Origin of the sequence: Paenibacillus sp. VMFN-D1 (assembly GCF_003386155.1) — a bacterium.
GTDB classification, from domain to species: Bacteria; Bacillota; Bacilli; order Paenibacillales; family Paenibacillaceae; genus Paenibacillus_AQ; species Paenibacillus_AQ favisporus.
Genome location: NZ_QRDU01000002.1, coordinates 63,598 through 87,221, shown reverse-complemented (window position 1 = coordinate 87,221; position 23,624 = coordinate 63,598). Strand labels below are relative to the sequence as shown.

Sequence of the window (23,624 nt, the reverse complement as noted above, 5' to 3'; positions counted from 1 at the left end):
GCGATTATAGAATGGTTCAGCTTCGCTGAATTTTATAAATTCTATAATCTTAAGAAAAACGTCTATCGACGTACCATCAAAGAAGACAGACCGCGTTTAGCTGAAGTTTTTCTTGCGATTATAGAATGGTTCAGCTTCGCTGAATTTTAAATTCTATAATCTTAAAAAGGAGGGATTTCAAACATGAGCAGATCCAAAGCGAGCCGGCACCAGAGCGCAACGGACACTTTGATCGGCAAAGGGACAGAAATCGAAGGGACGCTGGCCTGTGAGGCCAACCTGCGCATCGAAGGCAAATTTAACGGCGTCATTGAGAGCAAAGGCAGCGTCATTGTCGGGGAGCATGCGGTGGCAAGATCGCACATTCATGCCAGAGAGGTCATCATTGCCGGAAAAGTGTACGGTGATGTGACGACGCTCGGCCGGCTGACCATCACAGCGACCGGACAGATGTTCGGTGACGTGCTGGGGGCAACGTCGCTGGTCATTACCGAGGGCGGCATCCTCCACGGATCCAGCAAAATGGAGCTGAAGGACGCCCCGGAGGAAACGGCGCAGGAGACCGCCCCCACCCCGCGGTATTTGGAATCGGAAGCCGGCTGATGCGGCCCGAAGCTTCTGCTTTCTTATCTCTGTAAAAAACGCAGTCGCAAGTGAACGGATCACGTCCACATGCACTGCGTTTTTTTGGCTTTTAATATCGTGACAGGTCAGGCCGCGACGTCCCGTTTGCCGAACACGGTCCAGGCGATGACCAGAAACAAGACGTAGTAGATGGCCAGAATCAAGATCGAGAACCCAAGCGTCACACCCCCAGGCCCCACCGAAGAGGCCAGATACTGCGACAGGTCCATGTGCATAAACGGCAAAAACTTTGCCCAGCTGTAGCGCTCAGGGTTGAACAGCATATTAAAGATGCCCTTCGCGAACATGATGAACAGCGACAGCCCAATGGCGAGCCCGCTTGCCCGGAACACGGCCGAGAGCATAAAAGCCAGCGCCACGGTCATGAACAGGTCTACATAATCGCAAAGCATAATCAGAAAGTAATGACGCGGCCCGATGCGCTCGCCCATAAGGGACCCGCCCGCTCCTCCCGAGAAGAAAATCGCGGAGACCCCGTATGACACGACGATCAGCAGCACCGTGCACAGCAGGCTGAACAGCACTACGGCAATATATTTGGAGAGCAGAATCTTCGATCGGCTCCATGGGCGGATCAGCAGCAGCTTGATAGTCCCCCAGGAAAATTCGCCTGCAACGGAATCCGAGGCGACCACAACCGAAAATATGGTGCACAGAAAAAACGTAAACGCCCCGGTCTGAAGCACGCTTTCCCACAAGCTGATATTGCCCCCGCCATCCGCCAAGTGAAACAGGAGCGGCATCAGAATGTTGACGATGGCCAGGATCGACAGCATGATCCACGTCCGGGCTCTCCGGTATATCTTCATATTCTCGTTCTGCACGAGATGGATAAAGCTACCCAATCTGATCACTTCCCGTCATTTCCAAGAATTGGTCCTCCAGCGACCGGGTTATCTTCTGAATCCCGTACACCTTGAATCCGCTCTGGACAAGCCGGGCATTCGTGTCGGCAATGCCATTTCGGTCGAGCCGGACGATCAGCAGTCCATCGCGTATCGTACCGCCCCCAAGCAGCTCTTGCGCCTGCTCCGGCCGGTCCAGCGCAAATGCCGTTTCCACGGTCGTCTCCTGCGCTCCCTCAACACCGGCCAGCGTGCGTACGTCAATCAACCGTCCGTTCTGGATGATCGCCACGGCGTCGCACATCAGCTCCATCTCGGACAGCAGATGGCTGGAGACGAATACCGTCGTCCCCTCTTCCCTGCACAGCCGGCGCAGGTAGTCCCTCAGCTCGCGGATTCCCTGCGGGTCCAGCCCGTTGGTGGGCTCGTCCAGGATCAGCAGCTTCGGACGGTGCAAAATCGCCTGAGCTACGCCCAGGCGCTGCCGCATGCCCAGCGAATACGTCCGCACCGGGTCCTGAATCCGGTTGCTCAGCCCAACGAGCTGAACCACTTCCTGAATGCGCTCCTCGGTAATCCCTGACATCATCCGGGCAAAGTGCCGGAGGTTTTCATACCCCGTCAAAAACTTATACATCTCCGGGTTTTCGACGATCGCCCCCACGTGGACGATCGCCTGCTCAAAATGATCCTTGATGCTGTAACCGCAAATTTTAATATCTCCCTTGGTGATCTTGGTCAGCCCGACCATCATGCGGATAGTCGTCGTTTTTCCGGCCCCGTTCGGACCGAGAAAACCAAAGACCTGCCCGGGAGGGATGTCCAGCGTAACATCCTCAACCAATGTTTTGGATGAGACTTTCTTCGTGACACCTTCCAGCCGAACCACCGGTTCCTGCTGCATTTCTATCACCCCTTCTGCCCAAGTCTGGCCCCATTGTAGCATATTCGCCTTGCAGATGCCCATCATATGGGAAATCTGCCTCTGATTGTGTCTGCGAATAACATAGGGTACAGCAGCCCAGGGGAATCACTGTGCGGTAAAATCCCGTCCGGAACACAAGTGCCGTGTCCGACATAGGGATGACCTGCTCACATCGCAAGCAGAATACGGATAGCTGACTGTTCAAGAGAATCGACTTCCCTTCCATGAAGTGTGTCTTTGCGCTTAAAATTATGACCAACGACTTATTATAGATACATTCTGTAACATGCACACCAAGAAATCTACATGAATCTGCATCTTTTGTCAAGGAAACTGACAGTTTTCGTCGAAAAATAACCCCACAACGTGGGGCTTATGAATCAATTCGGGTTCCGAGATGCTGCAAAGGACGCCGGAATTGAAAAAGCAAGCGTGACATCCAGCCACGCCTGCCTCTTATTGTAAATGCTCTTTAATGACATTATGGATACGCTGCCGCTCCTCATCGCTGACCATGTAATACCAAATTCCGTTGATCTTCTTGCCTTGGCCCTTGATCTCCACCTGCTCGATTGTCTTCAGATCGGACCGGTAATCGGTCACGAAGGTCTTCATATTGTCGAAAGTGATGTCTGTTCTGACACTGTCGCCTACCTGGTTCAGTAGGGATTCGATTTTTACGACATTCGATATTTTGAGCGCATTATTGATCACCTGCTCCAAAATTTCCCGCTGCCGTGCATTACGCCCCAAATCTCCACGCGGATCGTCATACCGCATCCGGGAGAAGGCCAGCGCCTCGGAGCCGTCCAGCTTCAAGTCGCCCTGTTTGAAATCGTATCCTTCATATTGGAAGGCAAACGGATTATTCACTTCCACCCCGCCTAGCAAATCAATGATTTTGGCGAAGCCCTCCATATTGACCTTGATGTAATAGTTAACCGGGTAACCGAGGAAGTGCTCTACCGTCGCGACCGACATGTTTACGCCGCCAAAGGCGTAAGCATGGTTGATCTTGTCCGTCGTCCCGTGGCCGACGATTTCGGTTCTCGTGTCACGCGGGATGTTGAACATCAGGATACTCTGCTTGGCCGGATTTACCGTCAGCAGGATCATCGAGTCCGAACGTCCCGGGTCGTCCTCTCGCTGATCCACACCCATGACCAGAACGGTAAACGGCTCCCTTTCATTCAAATGAACCGCCGGCGGGTTTTCGGCGCTCTTGGACGTATCCGCCTGGCCGCCTGTCTTGCCATCCGAGCTGACGGTTACCGGTACAACGGATGGTTCCCGCTTTTCATATATTTCGTTAGCCGTCGCTTTGACCGAATTGTAAATATACAATCCGTATCCCGCGACACCGACCACCAGCACCGATACGACGGCGATGGTCGAAACGACCCATTTTTTCATGATGCATCTGCCACCTTCCTAATGGACACAGCTGCGCCCTGCGCACTTGGACACGCAGCGATTAGTACGCATTATCCGCGCCGAACAGCACCTTGACCGTTTTACAAATGATGATCATATCCATCCGGATCGACTGTTCGTTTATGTATTTGAGGTCCAGCTCGACCATTTCCTGAAATCCCACATGGTTCCTTCCGCTGACCTGCCACAAACCTGTACACCCCGGGACAACGAGCAGCCTCTGCATATCGTAGGAAGTATAGTCGCTTACCTCCCGCGGCAAAGGCGGTCTTGGCCCGACCAGGCTCATATTTCCTTTCAGCACATTCACAAGCTGGGGCAGCTCATCAATGCTCGTTTTGCGGATGAACCGGCCGACCCGGGTGACCCGCGGATCGTTTTTCATTTTGAACATTGCTCCGGTCACATCGCTTTGCTGGATCAAATTGCCGAGCATCAGCTCGGCTCCGCTGACCATCGACCGGAATTTGTACATCTTAAATGGTGTGCCCCCACGGCCGACGCGGACCTGAGAGAAAAACACCGAGCCTTTTGGATCCTCCAGCTTGATAAGCAAGGCAACGGCCAGGAATACCGGACATAAAAAAATCAGCCCTATAAGCGATAAGCTAATATCCAGGGTTCGCTTGGCCCAAAGGTACAATATCCTGTCTTTCCGGGGAGTGATCGGAAGGGGCTTGCCGACGTCCACCGTTTTGTTCAGCGGATTCATGCTGCTCATAAATGAACATCCTCGTCCCTTTGAAGCATCTGCATCAGGAAATCCAAAGTCAACGTACGTCCCATGACTGATCCATCCCCCGCTCTCAATATAAGTCCAACCGGACGATCACATGACAGGCTTATACTTCAGCCTTTTTAAAGCAAAGCACTATGCAGCCCTTTGATAAATAGTGTAAAATGTCTGTATCCCATTACGAAAAAACGTAAGATTTTTATGCTTTGATATCAAAATGGTGTCCTGGGCCGGGGAAAGAATCGTGGTCACAGGGACTTTCATACGGTGTGGAGGCCGCTCGGCCGCCTCGTTGCGGGCGGTTGTGGTGTTTTGTCATGCGCTCCGGCTCCTGCTGCGGGGATTCAATACGAATGCCGTATTGGTGGGCCTTAAAGGAGATGCTGCTTTCTTTCCAAGCCACGGTGCCGTACACCTGACGGGCAGGGGCATTTGGAACGTGGATAATGAACCCCAGCCTGAGCTCGGGCACGACGGGGAGATCCAAGTCGCTGATGATTACCATTCGGCTTGGCTCGTATTCCCATAAGATGACAGGACGGGTCCGATGCAGAAAAACCGTCTGGTTCCCGACCTGATGGATATACATATACGTTTGAAGATGTATGCCATGTGCTGTTAACATATTCATCGGATTATTCCTGCCTCATGGTATGAAAATCGGGATAACGCCTTATACTGCTAAAGGATACGCAACGTCTCAACAATTGATACAAATGGTATCATTTCCAATTTTCACTTTACGATACATTTTGTAACTAGTCAATACTTATTTCCTATATGAATCTATTTTTGCGACATTTTGTTTCTAATTTTATGTATTTTTTCAGGTATTCGGAGGAGGTTAATTCATGAATCATGGTAATCGCATCGCAGAATTGCGGGACCAACGCGGCTGGACCCAGGAGGAATTGGCCCAATCCATAGGCATTACGCGAGCCGCACTATCCCACTATGAAAAGAACCGCCGTAAACCTGATTTTGAGATTCTGACCAAACTGGCTGACAAATTTGACGTTTCCATCGATTATCTGATCGGCCGTACGAACCAGCCGAAGATTGTCATGGATCCGGAGGTCCGGGATTTTGTCGATCAACTGGAGCTTTCGGATGAGGACTTGCTGGAGAAGTTCAATTTGACGATTGACGGCCGCCGCTTGTCTGAGGAAGAAGCCAAACGTTTTATCGCTTTTGTGCGGATGGAACGGTCCATGAAATAATGAAAAACCTCAGCTTTCCTTGAACTTAGGAGGGCTGAGGTTTTTATAGGTTCGGTTACCGTAATTCGACGGGGTCCCCTTTTGGAGCATATGGAAGACAACTGCTGCAGGGCGGTCTCCCTGTCTAAAATCGGAATGATAAAACGTTTTCTGTCCCTCCTTGTCGTTTTATGCGAACCCCCCGGACACGATCTGCGAAATTTCCGCTAATCCGTCCCCTTCTCCATCTTTTGAACAAAGCGCTTCCAGTTGTCAGGATGAATCCCGCATTGCTCCAACACTTTCATGATGTCCAATTGGGTTTGCTCCGGAAGTTCTTGGTTGGACCGGGCCTCGGCACCGAACTTTCTCTCATCTCTCATCGAAGATACCCTCGCTCCACTCAACATATTATCCAAAATGATTACCACGGCTACTCTTTTGTTGACAAATACAACGTCTGTTCCAAGTATGAATGTCAAGAATCAGCCAAGTGACTAGGTCTTTTTTATTATATCCCAAGCCTCTTCTGGATGTTGTCGTCTAATGGGACAATTGCTTTTTGAAGCAGGTTCTATTTTTGTCGAAAAAAATGGGCATACGATTTATGTCTCCAATTGAAAACATTTCGTATGCCCTTTCCAGCAATTATTGCGCAAATATGAAAAATTCAACCTTGTTGATAGGAATTCTGTCTTTATAACATCCGGTTTGGAAGAATTAGTTGTTTCCCGCTCTCGCGAGCTCGCGCATGTTGGCTTCGAAGGCGGCCAGCAGGGCAGCTTCGCCGCTCAGTCCATTCTCCTGAACCTTGCGAATTTGCTGTGTCATCCGTTTGTAATCCTTCGGAATGACGCGGACAAACTGGCCGAGGCTGTTCTCCCAGTCTTCCAGCACACGCTCGCCGACAGCACTCTCCGTGTAGTTGACATGCTTCTCGATCATGCTCTTCAGTTCTTGAACTTCCTCTGGATCCTCAACGCGCTCCAGAAGAATCATCTCCAGGTTGCAGCGGTCGATAAACGTACCCTGCGGATCATAGACGTAGGCGATACCGCCCGACATGCCGGCGCCAAAGTTACGTCCCGTTTCCCCAAGAATGACGACGCGACCGCCTGTCATATATTCGCATCCGTGATCGCCAACGCCTTCAACGACGACATTCACGCCGGAGTTGCGGACCGCAAAGCGTTCGCCGGCGATGCCGCGGATGTACGCCTCGCCGCTTGTCGCGCCATAGAAAGCCGTGTTGCCGATAATGATGTTCTCTTCGGCCTTGAACGTCGATTTCGGCGACGGCTTCACGATCAGCTTCCCGCCGGAGAGCCCTTTGCCGGTGTAGTCATTCGCGTCGCCAACCACGGTCAGCGTGATGCCCTTCGGAACGAAGGCGCCCAAGCTTTGGCCGGCCGTTCCCGTAAAGGTCAGCGAAATCGTATCTTCCGGCAGGCCGGCTGCCCCGTACTTCCGCGTGACTTCGCTGCCGAGAATCGTGCCTACGGCGCGGTCTACGTTCGTAATCGAAAGCTCGCCGGTAACCGGCGTTCCGTCTTCCAGCGCCGGTGCCGCCAGCTTCAACAGCTCACGCATATCCAGCGTCTCTTCGAGACCGTGGTTCTGGGTCTTCGTGCGGTAGCGCGTGCTACCTTCCGGAAGCTCCGGTGTGTGGAGCAGAACGGACAGATCGATGCCTTGCTTCTTCCAATGTCCGTTCGCCTCTTCGGCATCCAGACAGTCCGTGCGTCCGATCATCTCTTGGATCGTACGGAAGCCGAGCTCCGCCATAATTTCACGCATATCTTCAGCCACGAATCTCATGAAGTTAACGACATGCGCCGGATCGCCCATGAAGTTTTTGCGCAGTTCCGGATTCTGGGTAGCTACCCCCACCGGACAGGTATCCATCTGGCAGACGCGCATCATGATACAGCCAAGTGCCACGAGCGGAGCCGTAGAGAAGCCATACTCTTCGGCACCCAGCAGCGCTGCGACGGCCAGATCGCGTCCGTTCAGCATTTTGCCGTCCGTTTCCAGGACGACGCGGTCGCGCAGGTTATTCAGGATGAGCGTCTGGTGCGTTTCCGCAACGCCCAGCTCCCAAGGAAGACCCGCATGGCGGATGGATCCCTGCGGCGATGCACCGGTACCGCCGTCATATCCGCTGACGAGGATAATGTCGGCACGGCCTTTGGCCACCCCGGCCGCGATCGTTCCGACGCCAACCTCGGACACGAGCTTCACGTTGATGTTCGCGCGCGGATTGGAGTTCTTCAGATCATAAATCAGCTCCGCCAAATCCTCGATCGAGTAAATGTCATGATGCGGCGGCGGAGAAATCAAACCTACCCCAGGCGTAGAACCGCGCACTTCGGCAACCCAAGGATATACTTTACGGCCCGGAAGCTGTCCGCCTTCACCCGGCTTCGCTCCCTGCGCCATCTTGATTTGAATTTCGTCCGCGTTCACCAGGTAGTTCGACGTCACGCCGAACCGGCCGGACGCCACCTGCTTGATCGCGCTGCGGCGGGAATCGCCGTTCGCATCCGGAATATAGCGCGCCGGATCTTCGCCGCCCTCACCGGTGTTGCTCTTGCCGCCGATGCGGTTCATCGCAATCGCAAGGCTTTCATGCGCTTCCTTACTGATGGAGCCGAAGGACATGGCACCGGTCTTGAAGCGTCTCATAATGGACTCGATCGGCTCGACTTCCTCAATCGGAACCGGAGCTCCTGCCGGTTTCAGCTTCAGTAGCGAGCGGATCGTCAGATGCTTCTCGTTCTCACCCTGAACAAGCTTCGCGTACTTTTTGTACACCTGGTAATCCCCGGTGCGTACGGCCTGCTGAAGCAGGTGGATCGTCTGCGGGTTGAACAGATGCTCCTCCCCGTCCTTGCGCCATTGATAGTCACCGCCTGAATCGAGCACCTTGTCGCTTCCGTCCTTGTCCGTAAAGGCACGGTTGTGGTGGGCCAGCGCTTCGGCCGCCACTTCTTCCAGGCCGATGCCGCCGATGCGGGACGGCGTACGGGTAAAGTACTTCTCGACAAAATCCTCTTTCAAGCCGACGGCTTCAAAGATTTGCGCACCGCGGTAGGACTGGATCGTCGAGATGCCCATTTTGGACAAAATTTTCACCACGCTCTTCGTCGCGGCTTTGATATAGTTTTTAACGGCTTTCTCGTGCGTCACGCCGCGCAGCAGCCCCTGCTGGATCATGTCGTCCAGCGTTTCGAACGCCAGGTAAGGGTTGACGGCACTCACGCCGTAACCGAGCAGCAGCGCGTAATGATGCACTTCACGAGGTTCGCCGGATTCGAGCAGAATGCTGACTTTGGTCCGCGTTCCTTGGCGGATCAAATGATGATGCAGGCAGGATACGGCAAGAAGCGCCGGGATCGCCGCATTTTCTTTGTCCACGCCGCGGTCGGACAGGATCAGGATGTTGTGGCCTTTCTTGATCACGCGGTCGGCCGCTTCACACAATCCGTCAAGCGCCTTACGCAGGCCTTCCGCCCCCTCCTCAGCAGGGAAGAAGATCGGAATCGTCATCGACTTGAAGCCAGGACGGTGCACGTGGCGGATCTTCGCGAAATCTTCGTTCGAGAGAACCGGCGTGTCCAGACGGATCTGGCGGCAGCTCTCAGGCTCCGGATGCAGCAGGTTGCGCTCCGGTCCAATCGTCGTTCCGGTCGCAGTGATAATCTCTTCGCGGATCGCGTCAATCGGCGGGTTGGTCACCTGCGCGAACATTTGTTTAAAGTAGTTGTACAGGCGCTGCGGCTTGTCGGACAGCACCGCCAGCGGCGCGTCGTAGCCCATCGAGGCTACCGCTTCCTGGCCGGTCGAAGCCATCGGCTCCAGCACCTTGCGCAGATCTTCGAACGTATAGCCGAAGGAGAGCTGCAGCTGCTGCACGTTGTCATGCTTCGGATTCGGCAGCTCTGGCGCGTCCGGAAGCTCATCCAGATTGACCAGATGCTCGTCGAGCCACTCGCGGTACGGCTGCTCGGCAGCGATCTGGGCCTTCACTTCCTCGTCGGAAATGATCCGTCCTTCCTTCGTATCCACGAGCAGCATTCTGCCCGGACGGAGACGGTCCTTGTACAGGACATCCTCAGCTGGAATGTCGAGCACGCCGGCTTCCGAAGAAAGAATAATCAGGTCGTCCTTCGTCACGTAGTAACGCGACGGGCGGAGTCCGTTCCGGTCCAGGATGGCGCCGATCTGAACGCCGTCGGTGAACGCCATGGCCGCTGGTCCGTCCCACGGTTCCATCAGCGTGCTGTGGTATTCGTAGAACGCTTTTTTCGTTTCGTCCATGCTTTCATGGTTGTTCCAAGGCTCCGGCACCATCATCATGGCGACGTGTGGCAGGGAACGTCCACTCAGGTACAGGAACTCAAACGTGTTATCGAACATGGCGGTATCCGAACCGTCCGGATTGATGACCGGCTTGACCTTCTCCAGGTCATCCCCAAAAATATCGCTCTTAAACAGCGACTGGCGCGCATGCATCCAGTTCACGTTGCCGCGGAGCGTGTTGATCTCCCCGTTGTGGATCATGAAGCGGTACGGGTGCGCCCGTTCCCAGCTCGGGAAGGTGTTCGTGCTGAAACGCGAGTGAACGAGGGCGATCGCCGTCTCCACCAGCTCGTTTCTCAGGTCCAGATAGAACTGCCCCACCTGGTTGGTGGTCAGCATCCCTTTGTATACGATTTTCCGGCACGAAAGGCTGGAAATATAGAAGGAATCCGCCTGCGGAGCGTCGCCATAACGGATGGCCAGCTCGGCGCGTCTGCGGATGATGTACAGCTTGCGCTCGAAGTCCATTTCGTCCTTCACATCGATGCTGCGTCCGATGAAAATCTGCCGTACGTACGGCTTGGCTTCCTTCGCGGATTTGCCCAGCATCTCGTCATAGGTCGGAACGTCGCGGAAGCCCAGGAACTGCTGCCCTTCTTCCCGGATGATTTCGACGAGCCGGCTCTCATGAGCCTCCCGAACGGCTTCGTCGTGGGAAAGGAACAGCATGCCTACGCCATATTGCCCCGGTTCAGGCAGCTCAAAGCCGATCCGGGCCGCTTCTTCCGCAAAGAAGCGGTGAGGAATTTGCAGCATGATCCCGGCGCCGTCACCGGAATTGGGCTCGCTGCCCTGTCCGCCGCGGTGCTCCATATTCTCGAGCATCGTCAGAGCCTGGCCTACGATCTCATGGGAGGCCCGGCCTTTGATATGAGCGACGAAGCCCATGCCGCAGGCGTCTTTTTCAAACTGCGGATCATAAAGTCCCTGCTTAGGGGGAAGTACCGTATGTTTCATGGAAAGCAACCTTTCTATCTTCAGAATAAATAAATGCAAGTAAATCCAGATACATCAAAATAAACCAGTACGAAGACGACATTGGCTACAAGAATAATACTTCATGCTCACTAGGGGAATGGGGTATGCGACAACGGCGGAAATCCTCGTTGCATGGGGGAATGGTTTTCTTTTTGTTATAAAACGTCGATAATTATTCAAAATGAATTGGTTATATTATTTTAACACCCACTAAACCTCTGCGCAATTTAAACTTTTTATGAATGTGATAAGAAATGTTTTGCAGTGAAGCATTAAAGCGGCATGTTGTAATTAACCTGAAAAGCGTATGATTATTCATTTCAACTCGGTTTTTTCCAATATACAGAAAAACAGCCTCCCCCAACTCAAGAGGGAAGCTGTTTGTCGGCGATGCCAATGGTGCCCTTGTGCTTCATGTCGCCGTTTTCGTGGAAATAATTGCTGTACAAAAACTGCAGCCGGCTGACCCAGCGCATTTCGCTGTTCATCGCGCGCAGCATCAGCTTCTGGACCTTCGGGTCCGTCGCCGTCAGCATCAGGTCCGAATAATTCCACGCGGCTTCGAGTGCGTCATCGACGGTCGCTTTCAGTCCGGTTACATACGCCCTGGGCGTTTCAACCTTGCTGAAGACCGGATAGCAGCCGGTATGCTCATAATAGATACGGGTCAGCTCGGCGAGACGGCCCTGCCGCTCCTCTTCGACCACGCGGCTGAAATATATCCGGTGGTCCGGGGGAGCCAGCTCCTGAAGCCTTCGTCCCTTACGGATCGCTTCGTACTCGCCCTGTATGGCTTTCTGCAGCTCGCCGGCCGGCAAATACCCGTTATGTTCACTAGTTCGGTAAAACAATCAACCCCCGCCTTTCCGATAGGCTAATGTTACGATACTGTATGCCCGGATACGGCGGGGGGTGCCATTTGTCAAAGCCACCGCTTCATCAGCGGTCAGATCTCAATGCTCTCTCCCGGCTTGAGCGCGTGTCCTTCAATGCCTTCCTGATGAAGACGGTCGCAGAAGAGCGTACTGTTCTGGTTAATGGCAGGGAAAGTGTTGTAATGCACCGGAATGACGCGGTCCGCCCGCAGCCATTTGGCCGCCAGCAGCGCATCGTCCGGTCCCATTGTCAGCACGTCGCCAATCGGCAGCGCGGCAGCATCGATCTGATTCATTTCACCGATAAGCCGCATGTCGCCGAACAGCGCCGTATCTCCCGCATGGAAGAACGTTTTGCCGCCCATGGTCAGCAGGATGCCCGCCGGTTCTCCGGCATAGATCAGTGCTTCGCCGTCCGGAACCGCAGAGCTGTGGAAAGCCAGCGTATATTTGACCTTGAATCCGTCAAACTGCTGCTGGCCCCCGATGTTCATGGCAAAGGTTTTCGCGCCCTTCTTGCGGCAGAACTCCGCCAGCTCGAACACGGCGACAATCGAACAATCATTCGCTTTGGCAATCTCCAGCGCATCGCCAAAGTGGTCGGAGTGCCCATGGGTGAGCAGCACCGCATCAACACGGATATCCGCAGGCGCAATACCCGATGCCGGATTGCCCGAGAGAAACGGATCGATGATCACGCTCCGGCCGCCTTCCTCCACCACCACACAGGAATGACCATAATACGTAATTTTCATATAAACGCCACCTCCTCATTATCCTTTACCCATAAACATTTTAAACTTACGGGATTTATTTGTAAAAGGAGTGGTTGCCGATCGTCTTGGCCAAGGTCCGCGTATGGTGAACCGTCAGGTCGTCGGCCAGCTTCAGCGACAGAAAATAATACGTATCATCCGAGACTTCCTTGCGTCCGTTAAGCGCCTCATTGACGGCATGAATCGAATCCTCGTTCGGCTTCACACGGTCAAAACGGCCGTTCGCCACAGGACTGAACTGATATCTCTGGTATATGACTTTTCTAATCGTATCGGGAAAATTGGCTGACCGCAGCCGGTTCAAGACAACATTGGCCACAGCCACTTTGCCTTTGTACGGTTCGCCTTCGGCTTCTGCCATCACGATTCTACGGAGCAGAAGCACGTCCTCAGCGGTTACCTTGTACTGTTTGGTCGCTTCCGACTTCTGGGAAGGACTGAGCAGTTTGGTCCGGCTGAAGAATAACGTGGTGGGGGGATTCAGTTTTGGATCCAGCTTCGGCTTGGCTGCAACAGCTACAGCTTTCTTCGCCTTAGGCTTCGCTTGCACAGCTTGGGCCTTTTTGGCGGCAGCCGGTGTTTGTGCTGAAATCCCTTCAACAAAAAGGGGATGATGCTTAACGTTCCATTTTTTCAATAAATTTACATTCAAAAGCTGCACGGAGTTTTCCGCGGTTAACGGGTGTTTTGCCCCCTGTATGGATAAATGCTGCGGGCTTGCGCCTGCTTCATCGTTCTTGCTGTATGTTACGGCCCCCAGTTGATTCGTGCTGTCGTTATACTGCATTTTATGCATCTGCTCGTTTTGCAGCAGCATGCAAATTGCAGAGAAACACACCAGAAGCACACCGATCAGCAGTGCCATCCAGCGGTTTTGACGTAATGTGTACATGTTTCTCCTCCTATATTTCCGGCACATTCCCTCTTTAAGTAACCAAAAATACAGGTTTTGAATAACCTTTGGAAACATTTTCAGTCAATTGCTGTATCCGAGAGCGTACAATAACTGACAAACAGGACAGTCTTTACAACACATGTTGCTTAGGAACGGCACAAATTTACTTCACAGGATACGGCAACAAAGGGAATTCGATATTCGATCATGTGCGGAAAAATATATTCGATTTCTATTGCTATTTATTTCCAATCTACGAATCTTTCATTTGAACGGCCTCTAGTATCTCATACATTGGCTTTTCGTGCAAATGCGTGGAAAAAAGTACAAATTCATCGACCTCCCAAATCAGAGGCTGATTTTTCCCTTCAGAACCGGATTTTTCCACGGTCAAAGACGGTAAATTGGAGCCTGTAAAAGGCGATTTTCCCGCGTATTTACGGGCAATCGTAACATGGGGACGGTAAGGCCTCGCCTCTTTTGCGAACCCCAGTTCCCCCATCTCGGAAGTGACCGCTTCATAGAGCTTGTCCAGGCCGCCGGATTGGTCAATTACTCCAGCCCATAACACCCGGGGAGACTCCGCTGACCCGAAGGTGCCGAACGCTCCAAATTCCAGCTGAAATGGGTTTATTTTCAAGGAAGCCCTTTTTAAGGCAGCCGCGATTTCCGGCACTCTTCCAGCATCAGCGTCCCCCAGAAACTGGACGGTAATATGGTAATCCTCCCGGTGCGTCCATTTTTTAAAAGCAAGCTCCTTCTCGTTCCGGTGCCTCCATTCTTCCAGTAAAGATCGGATCGATTCCGGTATCCGGACCGCGACGAATAGCCTTAAAGGCTTAGCTTGAACTTGTTTATCTTTCATTTCCATGCAAGTACATCCCCTTTCTTCCCCTTTGCGCCGCATAAAATGATCCTGTAAAAATTGGTACCGAAGGTATAATTCGCATGAATTCCTTCATTAATATAGTTTCACCTTTCGGGCCCATTGTCATGCAGCAGAGTTACGCAAAAGCATACGCTTAGGAGGGCGTTTACTTGACCGCTGCTCCCTTTCATTCACTTGGCCTCGGGGGACCCTGTTGTATATCGTTTCAAATCTGTTATCCTGAATATATTCATAATATATAGATTGAACTAAAGTTGCACAAACGCCACATCAAGGGTACATACATGAAGGAGGCTGAAACGGTATGAAGCAAATTGTTTGTCTGCATTCCCTGACTCCGGAGCAGACCCGCTTGATTGAACAAGCCGCTCCCGGCTATAAGCTGACCGTCGTCAAAAGCACCGATGCGGATCCCGCACTCGTGAACGAAGCGGAAATATTGGTCGGCTGGTCCAGGCAGATTGCCGACCAGGTGCTGAATCAAGACAGCCGGCTGAAATGGCTGCAGGCCTGGTCGGCCGGCGTGGACACGCTTCCGCTGGACAAGCTCAAACAGAAAGGCGTGCTGCTGACAAATTCCAGCGGCGTCCATGCGATTCCGATCTCGGAAACGATCCTCGGCATGATGCTCTCCTTCTCGCGTCAGCTGCACGTCTCGGTCCGCAATCAGCTCAAGCACAGCTGGGAGACGAAACTGGCCGCACCGGGACGGGACACCTTGTCCGAGCTGCACGGCCGAACGGCCGTCATCGTCGGCGTCGGCGAGATCGGCAGCGAGGCAGCCCGCCTGGCCAAGGCGTTCGGGATGCGTACCGTCGGCGTCCGCCGTTCCGGTAAAGCCGATCCTCATGTGGACGAGATGTTCACCATGGACGGGCTCCACAAGGCGCTGAGCCAAGGCGATTACATCATCAGCGTGCTGCCGCTTACCGATGAGACACATCACCTGCTGAACGCCGATGCCTGGGCGGCGGCCAAGCCGGGCGCCTGCTTCATCAATGCGGGCCGCGGGCCAACGGTGGATACGGCATCCCTGCTCGAAGCGCTCCGCAGCGGGCAGATCAGCTGCGCCGGGCTCGATGTGTTTGAGAAGGAGCCACTCCCTGAGGACCACCCGTTGTGGGACATGGAGCAGGTCATCATTACGCCACATGTTTCCGGAAGCACCGACCGGTATACCGAGCGGGTCATCGATATTTTTGTCGAAAACCTGAAGGCCTACGTGCAGGGAAAAGAGCTTCCGCGTAATCTCGTCAATTATGAGCGTGCTTATTAATACGGACATCTCCCAGCAGCTGTCCCCCGCAAGGTGGAGTTTTGCCTCCGAAATTTTCACGCATGCTATGCGAGCGTCCTGATATATTCAGAACACGAAAAAAGGCTGTCCCGCGTTACCGGTCGATTCAGACCGGATCGTGAGACAGCCTTTTTTGGCTTAAAGTGCTCATGATGAGCACTGAGATGATTGACTTGACTTCAATTCATAATGGTAATCTTCTTCTATTCTAATGAGAAATTTCTACTGCTAATAGGGTGAGAAACTTTCTTCTATTATATAGTAGAAAGTCATCGCAAGCCGGATGGCTTATCCGCCTCCGTCATCCGCAAAGCCAGACGTTCCGGACAAAGCTGCCCTTCCACACCCGGGCGCTGTCCAGAATGGCAAAGCCCGCCTGCTGAATCGATTCCGCCGCTTCCTCCGTCGATACAATGACAGCCCGCTTCGCCATACGGCGCAGGCTCTGCAGCATGACGAGCCGCTGATCCGTGCTGAGCACCGAGCACAGGTTGTACGGCATGTCCAGGACAGCCGCATCGAAGCGATCCGTCACCTGCGTCATATCGCCGAGCGTCACCACCTCCGGATAGCCGAAGTGCTTCAGGTTGGCCCGGGCCCCCCGGGTGGCCAGCGGATTGATGTCCCAGCCCCGGATGTCGATGCCCATCGACAGGGCTTCGATCAGCACGTTCCCCATGCCGCAGCAGGGATCGGCTGCCCGGACACCCGCGGGCTCCGGCACAAGGATGTTCACAAGCGAACGGGCGGTCGTGACGCTAAGCCCGGTGGAATAATTGTTCGGCTTGTCCTTGTGCAGCCGCCAAGCGCGTTCGGGATGCCGGCACCATCCGAGCATCCACTGTCCCTCGGCGGACAGAAGGCCGAACTGCACGTCCGGATGCTTCATCTCCGCCTTCCCCCGGATGCTGCTGCCGACGCGCCGCTCTAGCATCCGCTGGTCCTCGTAGGAGCAGGGATCGCCGGATTTTACGTAGGTTACTTTGAATGTGGCGTCCCCAAGCTCTAATTCCGAAGCCTGCCGGGCAATTTCTTCGACCGAGTCGCCCTGCATCAGCACGTCCAGACGCATCGACACATACGGACTGCGGTCCGGGTCAAGCAGCCGGGAGCTGCGCAGCATTGGGCCCCTCCCTTTCAAGGGTTTCGCCTGCCCGAGCAGAGCATTCAGCTCCATCCGGCACAGCTCCGTTTCCGACTCGTGGCTGGCGTACATATAAATAAACTCCGATGGTTCGGATGTCAATTCCATAGTTCCTCCGTTCGTTCTTCCTATCTTCGGGCTCCATTGCGGTCTTACCGTTCAGCACCGCCCTTACTCTACATTCCCAAATTCCCATTCCCAATCAAGAACTGCGTGCGCAGAATGGCAGGCGAGCTAGCCTGGCTCCCTTTTATAAGCACACCGACGCCAGCAGCCGGTAAGATTCCAGCCGCTCGGCATAACTCATCACCGGCGTGGTGACCAGGAACTCGTCGCACCCGAAGGAATCCGCCAGCTCCAGCAGCTTCGACTTCACCTGCTTCGGCGACCCGGTGATCAGCCGGGTCGCCTGAGGCTGCGGCTCGCTGGCCTCAGCTCCCGGCCGCTCGACTTCCGGCAGGGCTGACCGGCGGGACAGCGCCAGTGCCTCCTGCTCGGTCGCGGCGCAAATGACGCCGATGGCCGCGATGCTTCTCGGCCGCTCCAGCAGCGCCGACGGCTTGAAGCCCTCCCGGTAGGCCGCCAGCACCTCGGCGCCGTCGCGGTCGCTCATGAACTGGCCGAACACATAGCCCGTGCCGTTCTCCGCCGCGAAGCCGGCGCTTTTGTTGTTCGTCCCAAGCATCCACAGCTCCGGCTGGATCCGCGGGACGGGCTTGGCCGCGACCGGCACGTCTTCATAAGCATAGCGGTCTTCCAACAGCTCAATCAGCGCGCCGACGCGGGCCGGCATCTCGGCCACATGCTGCAAATAATTGCCGCTCAGCGCCATCGACGCATGCGCCGAGCCGCCGGGCGCCCGGCCGATGCCAAGATCGACGCGGCCGGGATAAAGCGCAGCCAGCATGCGGAAGTTCTCCGCGACCTTCAGCGGGCTGTAATGCGGCAGCAGGACCGCCCCCGACCCGATGCGGATCCGCTCGGTCCGGGCTCCGATATGCGCCAGCAGCACTTCCGGTGCGGCGCAGGACAGGTTCACCAGGTCGTGGTGCTCCGCCGCCCAATACCTGGTGTAACCCCACTGTTCTGCATGGCGGGCCAGGCTGGCCGCTTCCTGCAGTGCTTCCTCAAAGGACGCCTCTCCTATTTTTGGTACAAGATCCAGCACGCTAAGTTTAAGAGCGCCCATCCGGTCTTTCCTTCCCTTCTATGGCTGCCTAATCCAGGTCGTAAATGGAACCTACCTTCAAACCGTACAGCTCATTGTAAATTTTTTCAGCAAACGCATCCGTCATGCCCGCAATATAGTCGATCACCATGTGCTCCCACGTCCAGATCGGATTCGGCCCGGCCTGATCCTTCTCGAACCGCTGCAGCCAGTCGGAGGGGATAATCGATTTGGAGGCGACCGGATCGAGAAAAGCGTCCCACAGACGCTGGATCATCCACTCGCTGCGCTTCTGCAGCCGCTGCACCCGCAGGTCACGGATCATTGTCACCCACGCGAAGCTTTTCAGCACGCTGACGGTGCGGAGCATATCCTGATCCTCCTGGCCTTCCTTGACGAAGGTCACCTTCTTCCAGTCCCCGTCGTCAATGACGCCGAGGCTGCTGACGAACAGGCTTACCCAGTAAGCCTTGACCTCGCGGCGTGTACGGGAGTAGTCAAACTCGCAGTACGGAAGCTTCTCATTCCACACTTTTAAAAAGGACGTCAGCACTTCCTCCACCTTGTAGCGGATATGCTCTTCCGGGCAGTTGTCCCAGAACGCGTCCTCCAGCGTCATGACTTTCTCGACAATCAGGCGCAAAATATGCGGATCCTTCAGAAAATGCTCGTGCACTTCGATTTTCCCGGCCTTGATGCCGTCTTCGAGATCATGGGCCGAATAGGCGATATCGTCGCATAAGTCCATCAGCTGGGCTTCGAGCGTCTTTTTGCCTGCGGGAATGCCCCAGTCCTGGCGGATCTGTGAAATATAGCCCCATTCGTGCTGGTACAGCCCCTTTTTGAGCAGGGTGCCGGGATATGGATATTTATTGATGCCAAGCAGGATCGCGTCGGACAGGTTCAGGCCGTCCACATTTTCCCGTTTCTCCAAAAACATAATCAGCCGGAAGTTGTGCGCATTGCCTTCGAAATGCTCGTATTTCTTCCGCAGCCTGGCGCGGACATCGTTCACTTCATCCGGGGACAGATGCAGCCCCTTCACGGCTTCTTTCGTCCGGTCCCGGATCAGCTGATCCAGAATGCCGTCCAGCACCTCTTCCCCTTTATGTCCAAAAGGAGGATGGCCGAAGTCATGCGCGATCGCCGCGCACTCCACCACCTCCGGATCGATCACGAGCCCCGGATTGTCCGCCTGCTCGTCGCTGACCTCCGGATGCGCCCGCAGCAGGCTGCGCGCTGCTTCCCGGGCGATTTGCGCCACCTCAAGCGAGTGGGTCAGCCGCGTCCGGTAATAGTCCCCCGTACCCGCGCCGAACACCTGGGATTTGCCCTGCAGCCTTCGGAACGTCGGCGAATGGATCAGCCGCGAATAATCCCGCTCATATGGCGCTCGGGACGCGTCGGATTTCACTTGTTCGGGGTACTGCCGATGCTCTCTTTTTTCTTTAATGTTCATGTACAGCACTCCTCTCACGACAGTATGGTTTTTTTATTATAAGCGATTTTGCCGGAGGTGTACTAACATGGGACGCGGGCGAGTGTCTATTTTCCATAAAAATGCAAAGTTTATCGCAAATATCCGAACAGTTGGTGTAAACATCACTGACAGTGGATTGACAGGAAAGCATCGTATTCTCATTGATTCTCTGTCACCGCCGAGGCCAGGAGGTCTCTGAATTTTAGTGAGTCCAACTCACGCTAAAAAAGGAACCTTTCATCCTGGGGATGAAAGGTTCCTGATAGAAATGCTGCACTCGACTGCCTAATATCCGCTCAATCGGATTCCGCCGGTTCCACGGCCTCCAGCAGCGCACGGTCGAGATCGGCCGCGTACGCTTCCTTCGCCGCAGGGCTCCAGTTCAGCACGCTGCCCATATATTCGATGACCGGTGCCTTCCAGGTGCGCACGAGCTGAATATCGAACAGCGTCGCACCGAGCCGGCGGGTAAAAAAGTCCACCGGCGTCGCCGCCATCTCCGCTTCCAGCGCATAGGCCAGCTGGCCGAACAGCATCAGCGGCAGCCCGTGCGCTTCCGCCTCCGCCCGGTAGCTCTGGATCAGCCGGAAGACGCCGGATGCATTCGTGCCGTATTTGCCGGCGATCGCGAGGGCTTCATCCGGGGCCAGCCCCGCCTCGATTCCGGTCTGGGCGGTCTTCCGCACGAAAGGCTCATACTGTGCCGAGCCACCGAAGTCCCCGCCCGAAATCGGCAGATGCTTTGTCTGGCATGCTTTAAACGGACGCCCTGTTTGTTCAGTCAGCTCCCGGGACAGCACGTCCACAATCGTCTCGGCCATCTTCCGGTAGCCCGTCAGCTTGCCCCCGGCGATCGTCAGCAGCCCCGAGCCGGACTCCCAGATCTCGTCCTTGCGGGATATTTCCGACGGATCCTTGCCCTGTTCAAGAATGAGCGGCCGTACCCCGGCCCAGCTGGACTCCACGTCCTCCGCCGTAATTTGCAGCTCGGGAAACATATAATTGATTGCGTTAATTATATAGTCGCGGTCTTGGTACGTCATCCGGGGATGCGCCGTATCCCGGTCGAAGAAAGTATCCGTCGTCCCCACATACGCCTTGCCGTCGCGGGGAATGGCGAACACCATTCTTTTATCCGGCGTGTCGAAGTACACCGCCTGCTCCAGCGGAAACCGGGACTGGTCGATGACCAGATGGACGCCTTTGGTGAGGCGCAGCGTTTTGCCCTCCTTCGACGCATCCTTCTCGCGGATGCGGTCAACCCATGGCCCTGCAGCGTTAATGACCTTGGCGGCGTGGACTTCGTAGGTGTCCCCGGTCAGCTGGTCGTGGACCACCGCACCGCACACGTTATTCCGGGCGTCGTACAACAGCTCCTCGACCTTGCTGTAATTGAGCGCCGCAGCCCCGTGCGCCACGGCCGCTTTCATCACTTCTATCGTCAGGCGGGCGTCGTCAGTACGATATTCCACGTAGTACCCGCCGCCCTTCAGCCCCTCCTTCTTGATGAGCGGCTCCTTCGCCAGTGTCTGCTGCGGGGAGAGCATCATACGGCGCTCCGCTTTTTTCACGCCGGCCAAATAGTCGTACACCCGCAGTCCGAAGGACGTGCTGAATTTGCCGAACGTGCCGCCCTTGTGGATCGGCAGCAGCATCCACTCCGGCGTGGTGACATGCGGACCGTTCTCGTACACAACCGCCCGCTCCTTGCCGACCTCGGCGACCATTTTGACCTCAAACTGCTTCAGGTAGCGGAGCCCGCCGTGCACCAGCTTCGTCGAGCGGCTGGATGTGCCTGCGGCAAAATCCTGCATTTCCACCAGCGCAGTCTTCATCCCGCGGGTCGTCGCGTCCAGCGCGATGCCTGCCCCGGTGATACCGCCGCCGATGATTAGGACGTCAAACTTTTCCTGCTTCAAGCTCTCCTTGATTTGTTCGCGATTCGTATTGGACCATATCATCTGTGCTTATCTCCCTCCAGATCGAAAAAGAGACCCCCCAAGATATGTTTCTGTGTTTATTTAAAAGCCATGGCTGCATGTACGGCCTTCTTCCAGCCTTCGTACAGCCCGGTTCGCTCCTTCTCTTCCATCACCGGCTGGAACTCGCGCTCGATCGCCCACTGGCCGGAGATGTCGTCCTGGCTCTTCCAGTAGCCAACGGCAAGCCCCGCCAAATACGCGGCCCCCAGCGCCGTCGTCTCGTTAATGACCGGCCGTTCGACCGAGACGCCGAGCACGTCGCTCTGGAACTGCATCAGAAAATCGTTGTGCACGGCACCGCCGTCGACGCGCAGCGTGGTCAGCTCGATACCCGAGTCGGCCTCCATCGCGGACAGCACATCCTTCGTCTGGTAGGCCAGCGATTCCAGCGTCGCCCGGATAAAATGCTCCTTGGACGTGCCGCGCGTCAGGCCGAACACCGCTCCGCGCACATCGCTGTCCCAGTACGGGGTGCCGAGCCCGACGAATGCCGGGACGACGTATACACCGTCGGTCGAAGCCACGCGTGAGGCATAAGTCTCGCTCTCCTTCGACTCCTTCAGCATCCGCAGTCCGTCGCGCAGCCATTGAATGGCCGAGCCCGCCACGAAAATGCTGCCTTCCAGCGCATATTCCACTTTGCCGTTGATGCCCCATGCGAGCGTCGTCAGCAGGCCGTGCTCCGAGCGGACCGCCGTTTCGCCGGTATTCATCAGCATAAAGCAGCCGGTGCCGTAGGTGTTCTTGGCCATGCCCTTGCTGTAGCACGCCTGCCCGAACAGGGCCGCCTGCTGGTCGCCCGCAACGCCGGCGATCGGCACCTCTGTGCCGAAGAAGTGATACGGCACCGTCAGGCCGTATACCTCGGAGGATGGACGCACCTGCGGCAGCATGGAGGCCGGAACCCCCAAAATCTCCAGCAGCTCGTCGTCCCATTTTAACTCGTAAATGTTATACATCAGCGTGCGCGATGCGTTCGAATAATCGGTCACATGCGCGCGGCCGCCGGTAAATTTCCAGATGAGCCACGTATCGATCGTGCCGAACAGCAGCTTGCCCTGTTCCGCCTTTTCCCGGGCGCCTTCGACTTCGTCCAGAATCCACTTGACCTTCGTACCGGAAAAGTATGGATCGATCAGAAGCCCTGTTTTGGCGCGGATGGTATCGTCGAGCCCTTGGGCCTTGAGTTCTTCGCAAATGCCGCTCGTCTGCCGCGACTGCCACACAATCGCATGGTACACAGGATCGCCCGTTTCCTTATCCCACACCACCGCGGTCTCCCGCTGGTTCGTGATGCCGATCGCCGCAATCTGCTCGGGCTTCACGCCCGATTCCGACAGCACGGACGCGATCACCGACAGGACCGATCCCCAAATCTCGTTGGCGTTATGCTCCACCCAGCCTGGATGGGGAAAATGCTGCGTTATCTCCCGCTGGGCCGTATGTACGGCTTCTCCTTTTTCATTAAATAAGATAGCCCGGGAACTCGTCGTCCCCTGGTCCAGTGATAAAATGTATTTTTCCATAGAACCCTCCCTGCTCCGTCAGCGAACGATGCGCTCGTTGTGGTTGTGCACATTCGGGATGTTGCTGGATGTATATCCTGTAAGGAAGACGTCTATCGACGTACCTTCAAAGGAGACAGACCGCGTTTAGCGGAAGTTTTTCTTGCGAGATCAGGAAGCGGAGGCTCCGAAACTTATACTTTCTGATCTCTTAAGGAAGACAAACCATGTCGCTTGGTGACGTTTACATGGTTTTCCTTAGTGACATCATACTATATTTGGAGCGAGTTCGGGTTAACAAAATCGAAGATTGGCGAAGGAAAAGGCGGAGTACAGATGATGGGACTGATGAGGTGCTTGGGGAGAATTGAAGGGCGAGAAAGGGAGCGGTAAAAGAGGAATTTAAGACAGGGTGAGGGTGTTGTGATGACGTAGTGAGGACTTGGCGATGACGAAGCGGAGAACATTGTGGGGACGTGGCGAGGACTT

At 55.0% G+C, this 23,624-nt stretch carries 19 protein-coding genes; 3 read left to right on the top strand and 16 right to left on the bottom strand.

Annotation, left to right across the window (positions count from 1 at the left end):
• The first annotated feature begins 183 nt into the window (after positions 1-183).
• Positions 184-603, top strand: a complete 420-nt coding sequence (locus C7820_RS15585) for a bactofilin family protein (RefSeq protein ID WP_116231863.1) — start codon at positions 184-186, stop codon at positions 601-603.
• Between the two features lie 107 nt (positions 604-710).
• Here C7820_RS15585 and C7820_RS15580 read toward each other — a convergent pair whose 3' ends face one another.
• The 5 genes from C7820_RS15580 to C7820_RS15560 all read right to left on the bottom strand — a co-directional run bounded on the left by C7820_RS15580 (position 711) and on the right by C7820_RS15560 (position 5,216).
• Entirely contained in the window at positions 711-1,490 is a 780-nt protein-coding gene (locus C7820_RS15580; RefSeq protein WP_116231862.1) for an ABC transporter permease, read from the bottom strand.
• Positions 1,483-2,394, bottom strand: a complete 912-nt coding sequence (locus C7820_RS15575) for an ABC transporter ATP-binding protein (RefSeq protein WP_116231861.1) — start codon at positions 2,392-2,394, stop codon at positions 1,483-1,485. The genes C7820_RS15580 and C7820_RS15575 overlap by 8 nt, the downstream gene beginning before the upstream one ends.
• A 477-nt stretch (positions 2,395-2,871) precedes the next feature.
• Positions 2,872-3,828 carry an LCP family glycopolymer transferase gene (locus C7820_RS15570; protein WP_076175029.1) on the bottom strand — a complete coding sequence of 319 codons (957 nt, stop codon included), beginning with the start codon at positions 3,826-3,828 and terminating at the stop codon, positions 2,872-2,874.
• 61 nt (positions 3,829-3,889) lie between these two features.
• On the bottom strand, positions 3,890-4,561 hold the full coding sequence (locus tag C7820_RS15565) for a sugar transferase (RefSeq protein ID WP_244867701.1): 672 nt from the start codon (positions 4,559-4,561) through the stop codon (positions 3,890-3,892).
• A gap of 223 nt (positions 4,562-4,784) precedes the next feature.
• Entirely contained in the window at positions 4,785-5,216 is a 432-nt protein-coding gene (locus C7820_RS15560; RefSeq protein WP_076175032.1) for a hypothetical protein, read from the bottom strand.
• 220 nt (positions 5,217-5,436) lie between these two features.
• On the opposite strand from C7820_RS15560, the gene C7820_RS15555 reads away from it, so the two are divergent.
• A complete protein-coding gene (locus C7820_RS15555) occupies positions 5,437-5,805 on the top strand; it encodes a helix-turn-helix domain-containing protein (RefSeq protein WP_076175034.1) in 369 nt (122 codons plus the stop codon).
• 206 nt (positions 5,806-6,011) lie between these two features.
• Here the strand turns inward: C7820_RS15555 and C7820_RS33475 are convergent, their stop codons facing one another.
• The 6 genes from C7820_RS33475 to thpR form a co-directional block, all read right to left on the bottom strand.
• Positions 6,012-6,167, bottom strand: coding sequence for a hypothetical protein (locus C7820_RS33475; RefSeq protein ID WP_163882458.1), 156 nt, complete (start codon positions 6,165-6,167; stop codon positions 6,012-6,014).
• 337 nt (positions 6,168-6,504) lie between these two features.
• On the bottom strand, positions 6,505-11,103 hold the full coding sequence (gene gltB, locus C7820_RS15550; protein WP_116231859.1) for a glutamate synthase large subunit: 4,599 nt from the start codon (positions 11,101-11,103) through the stop codon (positions 6,505-6,507).
• Between the two features lie 386 nt (positions 11,104-11,489).
• A complete protein-coding gene (locus tag C7820_RS15545; protein ID WP_116231858.1) occupies positions 11,490-11,975 on the bottom strand; it encodes a ferritin-like domain-containing protein in 486 nt (161 codons plus the stop codon).
• A gap of 95 nt (positions 11,976-12,070) precedes the next feature.
• Positions 12,071-12,754: a metal-dependent hydrolase gene (locus C7820_RS15540; RefSeq protein ID WP_116231857.1), complete on the bottom strand. Its 684-nt coding sequence runs from the start codon at positions 12,752-12,754 to the stop codon at positions 12,071-12,073.
• Positions 12,755-12,809: 55 nt separating this feature from the next.
• Positions 12,810-13,667, bottom strand: coding sequence for a cell wall hydrolase (locus C7820_RS15535; RefSeq protein WP_105442053.1), 858 nt, complete (start codon positions 13,665-13,667; stop codon positions 12,810-12,812).
• 256 nt (positions 13,668-13,923) lie between these two features.
• Positions 13,924-14,541, bottom strand: a complete 618-nt coding sequence (thpR, locus tag C7820_RS15530; RefSeq protein ID WP_181909078.1) for an RNA 2',3'-cyclic phosphodiesterase — start codon at positions 14,539-14,541, stop codon at positions 13,924-13,926.
• A 322-nt stretch (positions 14,542-14,863) separates the two neighbouring features.
• On the opposite strand from thpR, the gene C7820_RS15525 reads away from it, so the two are divergent.
• Entirely contained in the window at positions 14,864-15,835 is a 972-nt protein-coding gene (locus C7820_RS15525; protein ID WP_116231855.1) for a D-2-hydroxyacid dehydrogenase, read from the top strand.
• A gap of 322 nt (positions 15,836-16,157) precedes the next feature.
• Here the strand turns inward: C7820_RS15525 and C7820_RS15520 are convergent, their stop codons facing one another.
• The 5 genes from C7820_RS15520 to glpK all read right to left on the bottom strand — a co-directional run bounded on the left by C7820_RS15520 (position 16,158) and on the right by glpK (position 23,156).
• The gene (locus C7820_RS15520; protein ID WP_116231854.1) at positions 16,158-17,108 is read right to left on the bottom strand and encodes a TRM11 family SAM-dependent methyltransferase; all 951 of its coding nucleotides are present in this window, start codon (positions 17,106-17,108) and stop codon (positions 16,158-16,160) included.
• A gap of 142 nt (positions 17,109-17,250) precedes the next feature.
• Positions 17,251-18,189: an LLM class flavin-dependent oxidoreductase gene (locus C7820_RS15515; protein ID WP_116231853.1), complete on the bottom strand. Its 939-nt coding sequence runs from the start codon at positions 18,187-18,189 to the stop codon at positions 17,251-17,253.
• 28 nt (positions 18,190-18,217) lie between these two features.
• The gene (locus C7820_RS15510; protein ID WP_089549916.1) at positions 18,218-19,627 is read right to left on the bottom strand and encodes a deoxyguanosinetriphosphate triphosphohydrolase family protein; all 1,410 of its coding nucleotides are present in this window, start codon (positions 19,625-19,627) and stop codon (positions 18,218-18,220) included.
• Positions 19,628-19,944: 317 nt separating this feature from the next.
• Positions 19,945-21,609, bottom strand: a complete 1,665-nt coding sequence (locus C7820_RS15505) for a glycerol-3-phosphate dehydrogenase/oxidase (RefSeq protein ID WP_116231852.1) — start codon at positions 21,607-21,609, stop codon at positions 19,945-19,947.
• Between the two features lie 56 nt (positions 21,610-21,665).
• Complete coding sequence (gene glpK / locus C7820_RS15500; protein WP_089549914.1) at positions 21,666-23,156, bottom strand: glycerol kinase GlpK; 1,491 nt, start codon at positions 23,154-23,156, stop codon at positions 21,666-21,668.
• Positions 23,157-23,624: the final 468 nt, after the last annotated feature.

Excerpts from the sequence above, each read along its gene's own strand:
- C7820_RS15585 (WP_116231863.1), top strand. The coding sequence starts at position 184 with ATGAGCAGATCCAAAGCGAGCCGGCACCAGAGCGCAACGGACACTTTG.
- C7820_RS15575 (WP_116231861.1), bottom strand. The coding sequence starts at position 2,394 with ATGCAGCAGGAACCGGTGGTTCGGCTGGAAGGTGTCACGAAGAAAGTC.
- C7820_RS15570 (WP_076175029.1), bottom strand. The coding sequence starts at position 3,828 with ATGAAAAAATGGGTCGTTTCGACCATCGCCGTCGTATCGGTGCTGGTG.
- C7820_RS15565 (WP_244867701.1), bottom strand. The coding sequence starts at position 4,561 with ATGAATCCGCTGAACAAAACGGTGGACGTCGGCAAGCCCCTTCCGATC.
- C7820_RS15560 (WP_076175032.1), bottom strand. The coding sequence starts at position 5,216 with ATGAATATGTTAACAGCACATGGCATACATCTTCAAACGTATATGTAT.
- C7820_RS15555 (WP_076175034.1), top strand. The coding sequence starts at position 5,437 with ATGAATCATGGTAATCGCATCGCAGAATTGCGGGACCAACGCGGCTGG.
- C7820_RS33475 (WP_163882458.1), bottom strand. The coding sequence starts at position 6,167 with ATGAGAGATGAGAGAAAGTTCGGTGCCGAGGCCCGGTCCAACCAAGAA.
- gltB (WP_116231859.1), bottom strand. The coding sequence starts at position 11,103 with ATGAAACATACGGTACTTCCCCCTAAGCAGGGACTTTATGATCCGCAG.
- C7820_RS15540 (WP_116231857.1), bottom strand. The coding sequence starts at position 12,754 with ATGAAAATTACGTATTATGGTCATTCCTGTGTGGTGGTGGAGGAAGGC.
- C7820_RS15535 (WP_105442053.1), bottom strand. The coding sequence starts at position 13,667 with ATGTACACATTACGTCAAAACCGCTGGATGGCACTGCTGATCGGTGTG.
- thpR (WP_181909078.1), bottom strand. The coding sequence starts at position 14,541 with ATGGAAATGAAAGATAAACAAGTTCAAGCTAAGCCTTTAAGGCTATTC.
- C7820_RS15525 (WP_116231855.1), top strand. The coding sequence starts at position 14,864 with ATGAAGCAAATTGTTTGTCTGCATTCCCTGACTCCGGAGCAGACCCGC.
- C7820_RS15520 (WP_116231854.1), bottom strand. The coding sequence starts at position 17,108 with ATGGAATTGACATCCGAACCATCGGAGTTTATTTATATGTACGCCAGC.
- C7820_RS15515 (WP_116231853.1), bottom strand. The coding sequence starts at position 18,189 with ATGGGCGCTCTTAAACTTAGCGTGCTGGATCTTGTACCAAAAATAGGA.
- C7820_RS15510 (WP_089549916.1), bottom strand. The coding sequence starts at position 19,627 with ATGAACATTAAAGAAAAAAGAGAGCATCGGCAGTACCCCGAACAAGTG.
- C7820_RS15505 (WP_116231852.1), bottom strand. The coding sequence starts at position 21,609 with ATGATATGGTCCAATACGAATCGCGAACAAATCAAGGAGAGCTTGAAG.
- glpK (WP_089549914.1), bottom strand. The coding sequence starts at position 23,156 with ATGGAAAAATACATTTTATCACTGGACCAGGGGACGACGAGTTCCCGG.